The sequence below is a fragment of the Janthinobacterium sp. UMAB-60 genome (assembly GCF_900095235.1).
Taxonomy (GTDB): domain Bacteria; phylum Pseudomonadota; class Gammaproteobacteria; order Burkholderiales; family Burkholderiaceae_D; genus Janthinobacterium.
Window position 1 is genome coordinate 228,801 of record NZ_LT607492.1, and the last position, 6,263, is coordinate 235,063.

The 6,263-nt window shown below is 47.7% G+C and carries 7 protein-coding genes; 3 read left to right on the top strand and 4 right to left on the bottom strand.

The features are described 5' to 3' along the window. The first annotated feature begins 19 nt into the window (after positions 1-19). The 3 genes from K0F86_RS27630 (at position 20) to K0F86_RS18485 (ending at position 2,907) form a co-directional block, all read left to right on the top strand. Positions 20-379: a hypothetical protein gene (locus K0F86_RS27630; protein WP_257572221.1), complete on the top strand. Its 360-nt coding sequence runs from the start codon at positions 20-22 to the stop codon at positions 377-379. 1,099 nt (positions 380-1,478) lie between these two features. Further along, a complete protein-coding gene (locus K0F86_RS18480; protein WP_219135745.1) occupies positions 1,479-2,321 on the top strand; it encodes a hypothetical protein in 843 nt (280 codons plus the stop codon). Between the two features lie 184 nt (positions 2,322-2,505). Further along, on the top strand, positions 2,506-2,907 hold the full coding sequence (locus K0F86_RS18485; protein WP_219135746.1) for a hypothetical protein: 402 nt from the start codon (positions 2,506-2,508) through the stop codon (positions 2,905-2,907). Positions 2,908-3,051: 144 nt separating this feature from the next. Here K0F86_RS18485 and K0F86_RS18490 read toward each other — a convergent pair whose 3' ends face one another. The 4 genes from K0F86_RS18490 to K0F86_RS18505 form a co-directional block, all read right to left on the bottom strand. Then, complete coding sequence (locus K0F86_RS18490; protein ID WP_219135747.1) at positions 3,052-3,564, bottom strand: hypothetical protein; 513 nt, start codon at positions 3,562-3,564, stop codon at positions 3,052-3,054. Between the two features lie 56 nt (positions 3,565-3,620). After that, positions 3,621-4,382 carry a hypothetical protein gene (locus tag K0F86_RS18495; RefSeq protein WP_219135748.1) on the bottom strand — a complete coding sequence of 254 codons (762 nt, stop codon included), beginning with the start codon at positions 4,380-4,382 and terminating at the stop codon, positions 3,621-3,623. An 82-nt stretch (positions 4,383-4,464) separates the two neighbouring features. Further along, positions 4,465-4,899, bottom strand: a complete 435-nt coding sequence (locus K0F86_RS18500; RefSeq protein WP_219135749.1) for a lecithin retinol acyltransferase family protein — start codon at positions 4,897-4,899, stop codon at positions 4,465-4,467. A 286-nt stretch (positions 4,900-5,185) separates the two neighbouring features. Next, positions 5,186-5,800: a helix-turn-helix domain-containing protein gene (locus K0F86_RS18505; RefSeq protein WP_219135750.1), complete on the bottom strand. Its 615-nt coding sequence runs from the start codon at positions 5,798-5,800 to the stop codon at positions 5,186-5,188. Positions 5,801-6,263: the final 463 nt, after the last annotated feature.

Genomic DNA, 6,263 nt, shown 5'->3' on the forward strand with positions numbered 1-6,263 from the left:
GGCGCTGCATGGTGCCCGCATGAACAGCCCATTCCTGTTCGACGGCCCGGGCGTCATTTCGTTCAGCGGCGGCCGTACCAGCGGCATGATGCTGTGGATGACGCTTCAAGCCTACGGCGGCACGCTGCCGGCTGACGTGGTGGTGTGCTTCGCCAACACCGGCAAGGAAGAGGAAGCGACCTGGGCGCCGCCAGCTCCCTGCTGGGGCATAGTGAAAAAGTCATCACAGAAAAGGTCTATCGGCGCATTGGACAGGCTGTCCGCCCTACCCGCTAGCGGCGAGTTGCGGAAACCATTTCCGCAACTTAGCGCTAAGTTGAAAATGAAGTTTTACATCAGGGATTTTTCAGGCGACGGCACAAAAAAAATAAGCCCTTGATAATCAAGGGCTTATTTCATTTTTCTGGCGGAAGCGGTGAGATTCGAACTCACGAAACACATTTCCCTTATCTTTCAATGACTTAGGATAACATATACAGCCTATTTTGTCACACCATGTTGTACCACCCAAATCCGCATTCTTGAAGCATCTCCTTCGCTCACTCAGCGCTATACGAGATACCTCTACCAACGGTCATCTCTATGCATCAACGCGAAGTCCTCTAAGAACTCCACCTAACCGACTCCGGAATCAAAGCGAGGGAGGCGGACTGGACGGAGTCACGGGTTTCGGCAGAAGCTGCGGCCTGATGTACCAACCACTTCTGCACGTAGAGCGCAGTGAACACTACAAAGGGCAGGAGGGCCAGCGCTTGGAGCAGCTCGCCTACGAGTGGCGACAACGCCCACAGGTTATTGGCGAAGCACCAAGCCTTTCCTGCCTCAGCGTGGCCTAACGTAAGAGCGAAAAATGAAGCCGGTAAAAGTTTCGTTTTCATGGTGGGGAATGTGATGGGTTTCGATGAATTGATTCTAGGCGTGAATCCCTTAGGCAGGAATCGATAAGAAGTATCGAATTCGGACAAAACGAAACTTTTTTATGACGGTCGCTGCTATGGCGCGACCCCGCACAGAGATAGATGTCGCATGGTTAGTCAATCCAAGATTCCAGCATATTGTCGATGTGATATTTCGTGACTTTGTCAGTTCGTTAAGATGTTATTCTGGGTGACATCTTTTCGATGTGGCGTTTCAGCCCGCGATTGTGTAGCAACAAACCAGCACTCTACTTAGAAACGCCATTGGAGAGCGTCTCCACCGAAGGACACCGAATGCTTTTTCATGTCTTAAATGCACAGTGCGTAAAGCCCCCCGGATTTATAGTTCCGCCAGCAGTATTCGTGGCGATGGCGCCGCCTCCGGGTGGACCCTTCACCAGTATGCCCATAGGAATGTTGCCACTTGCCGTCCCATCGGCAATGGTTGGCGGGGAATACGTTGAGGTGCAAGTTCCGGCCGCCTCGATTCTTTGGGATGCAATGACAGTGGGTTACGGGCGATTAGGCGACGTAGCGCTTTTGACGGGAGGAAATCTCGTCATGACTCGACGTGTTCGACAATTCGCAGCATCAAGGGCTCGTTTGCTCAGAGCCATATACGATTGGCCTGGCGGAGCTACTCCAGGACCGGTGCTTGTCCCGGAATACAATTTTGTAGAAAGCTCCGAACGAAGGGTCATTAGCTATTTAATAGGGCAAACGGTGGCGCAGAGGTTGGCCAAATGTGTTTGGAACGTGCCTCGATTATTCCACCGCAGCTTGTACGGCCCCCTTCTCCCTCAATTAAACCCTGCCCTTCCTGCATTAGCAGCTGGTCAGTCACCGGACTATCTTTGCCTACAGCCAGGTGGCCCTGGTTTCGGCCTCATCGAGGCGAAAGGGACAAATACAAATTTTAATCCGCAGGTTTACGTTGGTCACCTTGCTAAACTTAACGGCGCATTCAGGCAGCTTGAAACAGTTCCAGGTGCGTGGCAATCCGCTGTGTCTGTGGCGTGCTTTGATGGAGGGCTACCGGCAAACATAATAGGCGGGCAGCTTTGGGACCCACCAAACCCAAATGCTTTTCCCATACGTGTTGAGGGCACGGCAGCCTTGACTGCAGAATATTTTCGTCGCTTAGCCGCGCTGCTGGGATGTTTCGCTAATCAACAAAGCCGCCAGCGCTCGAAATTCTGTACCTGGAATGCTTCGTCGGTTGGCTTACACATAAGCATGGAAGTGGAGCAATGGAAGCTGGTTCAAAAATTAGTCGGCCGTAGTATCCGAGACATCGATTTTTTCCATGAAATCTCCGCAATGCTCCTAGAGACAAACGATGTAGATGGCCCCAAAGGCAGAAATGGTGATGGACTACGCTTGAAGCTTATCGATTTTGACTAGCGTAAGGCGTCTAGGCTTTTATGCCGCCAATCGACAACACGCGCATACGACAACTGCAATAAGGCTCTAGCGTCTCAAGATTTAACGTCGGTGGCACATAAGGGGATTTAGAAGTGTCGGGAGGCAAGAAACGCTTTTCTTAAGTGTCGCTATATGAGATACCCCTCCCCCACCGGTCATCTCAATGCCCCCACGCGAACTCATCTACGAACTCCACTTGCCTGCAGCCACACCCTCCAACAATGCAATCAAAGGCATGCATTTCCATGCCTACAAAAAGCTGCGTAACGCCTGGCGCGCCAGTGTACTAGCGGCAATTGGGGGCAAGATGCCCGCACTGTCAATTGGCAGAAGTGCGTTGGAGATAGAGCGGTACTGTGCAGGCAGCCTGGACTGGGACAACGCGTATGGCGGCCTAAAACCCCTGCTGGACTGTCTCGTGGTACCAAGTACGAGGAATCCAGACGGACTGGGCTTGATTGAGGACGACAGCCCCAAGTTCATGCCTGAGGCGCCGAGTGTGTTCCAGTTGCCGGCAAAAAGGGGCGCAGGTTACGCGGTCGTGCGCATCTACGCCATCGACTAATTGGCCGCAAGCGATGGCAATGACACCCGCATTCTACCTGCCATGTCCGCGCGCATTGAGATTTCCGCGATGAATCAACTCGCGAAACACATCTTCTAGCCATACACTGGCGAGGCCTCAGCTTTTCTCTTTCGATTACGCATCCTACTGCATCTTCTTCTCCCAAATCGGCGGATATTTTTGCCCTGTGAGAAGATGGTGCAAACTCAAGGTAGCAAGGTGAGTCTCCGCAGATACACGTTGAATATCCTTCAAAGAAACCGCATCAATCCGAGGTTTCATTTGACCTCGAGCACTCATAGAAATTGCACTCACTTTTCCCGTAACTTCATCAAACATCAGTGATTGATGCAAGAATCGATTGCGGCCAATCTGCGCCTTCTTGATGTCGCTCAAAACCTTCACATAACCCGCCAATTGTGGGAACTCATCATGCAATTCATGGCATAACGTCTCGAGCATGTCCACCCGCTGCTTAAAATTCAAATGCGCTACGACCACAGCTGCTCGCCAGTCATGCACGCCTTCATAACCCATTAGTTTTCCAATTGCCAAATTCACACCAGTTTCCATGGTGCTAAAATTAACAGAAAGTCGACCTATCTCAAGCATGTATTCGTCGGGCAAGGGCCAGTTCTCGGGAAGAGTAAATTGCATAGATTAATTTCTCAAAAAATCAACGATAAGTCAGTGACGCCAATCCCTGAACCATTTTATTCTGACTCCCCCATCGCACTAGCCACCAGTGAAAAACCATATAAAGTTGCATCGTGTTTGGAATCAAAAATACTAGTTCGTCTCTTTCTGGTGCGTATCGGCTTGTCAAAGACTGTGAAATACTCGAAGTCTGGAGCACAAGATTTCAAGTTGGCAATTATGCAATCATGGGCTCGGTCCGCTGATTTCTGCCAACCATCACGTATATCTAATTTTCTCCAATCCACATAAAGATAGACTACCATGGGCATCTTTATGACTTTCTCATGCAAGCAATTCTTTAGCGCCTCGACGTTCAAGCACTTTAGCTGAGGAATTACTCCCTTCAGCCAAGGATTTACAATCCGAGAGACAGGAGATTCATCTTTTCTCTCCTCTTCTGATTGTTCTTCATCGCTAAATTTCGGCAGTCCTATTCGCGCAACCTTTAGTTCAAGTAAAAAGCTTGTTTTCCTATAACTAAAAAATATATCAACCCGTCCTTTGGCATCATCAATTCTGTTAACTTGAAATTCTGTTGCCACATATCCCAATTCATTTTTTAGGTCACTCTCGGCCAGAGCCTTAATAAACATTCCATAAAGTTCCCGCTCATTCGGCAGGCGGGTCCTCCCAATAAAATCAAGTGATTTTTCCGAAGCAAGGTTATTCGAAAACGAAATAAATAAATTAGAAGTGAGCTCGCGAGCTATTCTTGAGCCAACTTGGGTGTCATTGTTTGAATAATAGAAGATATTTTTTTGTTTTTTTATTGCCATAATTTCTACGTTTCAATGCAGTACGTTTCTCGCTGAAGACGACCTGAAGCGTGATGGATATAGCTTGAGAGGCGGAGTATTTTCACCTAGAATTTTTTAATACATAGTACAAACCAACCAAGGCGACCATACCCAATGCGGTGTTAATTATTTGTGAACTGTTGGACTTGCCATGCATCGCACGATTTACGAAACTTTCGCAATTATTGACCACTAGGTCGTAAGCTGCCCCACCTTGCCGTAACTCCGCAATTGCGCGTTGTGCAACCTGTATGTTGCTGTTCGGTCCATCGTTCGCTTCAAGGCGTATTTGTCCATTAGCTGCATATCGGTTATGGAAGTCTTGGTAGGTTGAAACTTGGCAACCATTGTTCATCAATTCCGCAATGTAAACTTCACCATCGAAGTTGCCTTTTCCCAGCACAACTGCATGATGTTTTGGGCCACCCATCCCTAGTTCTTTTGTAATGGCACCTACAAGGCGACACCCTGTTACATCAACTTGTTGCAGGTGCATGATATTTTTGGCCTAACGTTAAATTCCAGCTCATGAAAAAATATTTACTATCGTAGAATATTCGATGCCTTAAAATTCGAACTGCGACACCAGTTTAATAAAAATTAGCAGCCCACTCTCCCAAAGCAATTCCAATTAATCTCGGACCGGCTGGCTCATGCGAATAAATCCTACCGACCATGTCCGCGCTAATCATAATAGTATACTTAATTCCAATCCTGACGGGCAGCAATCATCCCGTAGCAGATAGCTTAAAAGAACAAGAATCAATATTTATGAAAAAATTTCAAATGCTATCGAGGTAGCCTCTAAAATTAACGGTTAGAAGCGCGTAAACAATAGATGCGATAACTGATGCCGCAACACCAAGAAAAAAACCTATGCCTTGCTGCTTACAGCGTGCCTGCCAACTGTTCGATTTTCTGTTTTGCTCATGCATTTCCTCAATGAGCTTTGATTGTCGTTCTATTGCTTTGGTAAGAGATTCAATTGTAGAAGCGTCTGGCTGAGGCGGAAGATGCTGCCGCATCTGTTTCCAGGCCATTGGCTGAGTTAAGGTTCCCTGCCTTACATAGGCACTACCTTCTGAAAGCACGATTTCCTTTGAACGCTCTACATCAATAACTGCAACGCGCTTACCATCGGCCTCAATGATTGACAGCTTTGTTTTTGGCTCTGGGGTAAGACGCCGGCAGGCAGCTTCGTAGACCCGACGCGTAAGCAACTCATCTATTCCAACAATCTCTAGCGGTTCCGTCACACCAATAATAATCTTGCCACCTTGAGAGTTAGCAAAGGAGCCAATCAATTTGGCGAGAATGGATGGGTCACGTATAGATGTCTTGAGTTCGAGAGATTGACTTTCTCCCGAAAATATCAATTCTAGTATTTCCGATTGCACCGAGACTGCTCCTTTTAAACGTTAAAATTCACTAATACATTGATGCATTCGCATTGATTGCAGCTGTTCAATTAGGTCATTTCCCCCTCATTGTCAAGACTAGAAAGGAATAAGACAACGAAGGTCAGCTCCGCAGCCGATTGCTGACAATCTTGAAAGCAAACGACAAAAACTACTCTCATCAGCACAAGCAATCTTGTGCCAACTGAATAGACTACTCCTCCAGTAATCAACGGTGAGGAATTCGTTCCGAGCCTACCGTTTTCCCTACGCTTATGTTAGATTTCGCGTATATTCAACCATCTGAATCATTTATCCCTTTGGAGACACTATGACGTCGTATGCAGAGTATGTTGAACAAATCGCAAAATTGCAATCTCTCGCCGAGGCTGCCCGCAAGGATGTGATCTTGCCCCCGTATAACCGGACACAGCCAATCGTTTAGTTAGCGCCGCTTTCCTGA

Bases quoted from the DNA above. Each gene is read 5' to 3' on its own strand.
- K0F86_RS18495 (WP_219135748.1), bottom strand. From the start codon at position 4,382: ATGGCAATAAAAAAACAAAAAAATATCTTCTATTATTCAAACAATGAC.
- K0F86_RS18500 (WP_219135749.1), bottom strand. From the start codon at position 4,899: ATGCACCTGCAACAAGTTGATGTAACAGGGTGTCGCCTTGTAGGTGCC.
- K0F86_RS18480 (WP_219135745.1), top strand. From the start codon at position 1,479: ATGACTCGACGTGTTCGACAATTCGCAGCATCAAGGGCTCGTTTGCTC.
- K0F86_RS27630 (WP_257572221.1), top strand. From the start codon at position 20: ATGAACAGCCCATTCCTGTTCGACGGCCCGGGCGTCATTTCGTTCAGC.
- K0F86_RS18490 (WP_219135747.1), bottom strand. From the start codon at position 3,564: ATGCAATTTACTCTTCCCGAGAACTGGCCCTTGCCCGACGAATACATG.
- K0F86_RS18485 (WP_219135746.1), top strand. From the start codon at position 2,506: ATGCCCCCACGCGAACTCATCTACGAACTCCACTTGCCTGCAGCCACA.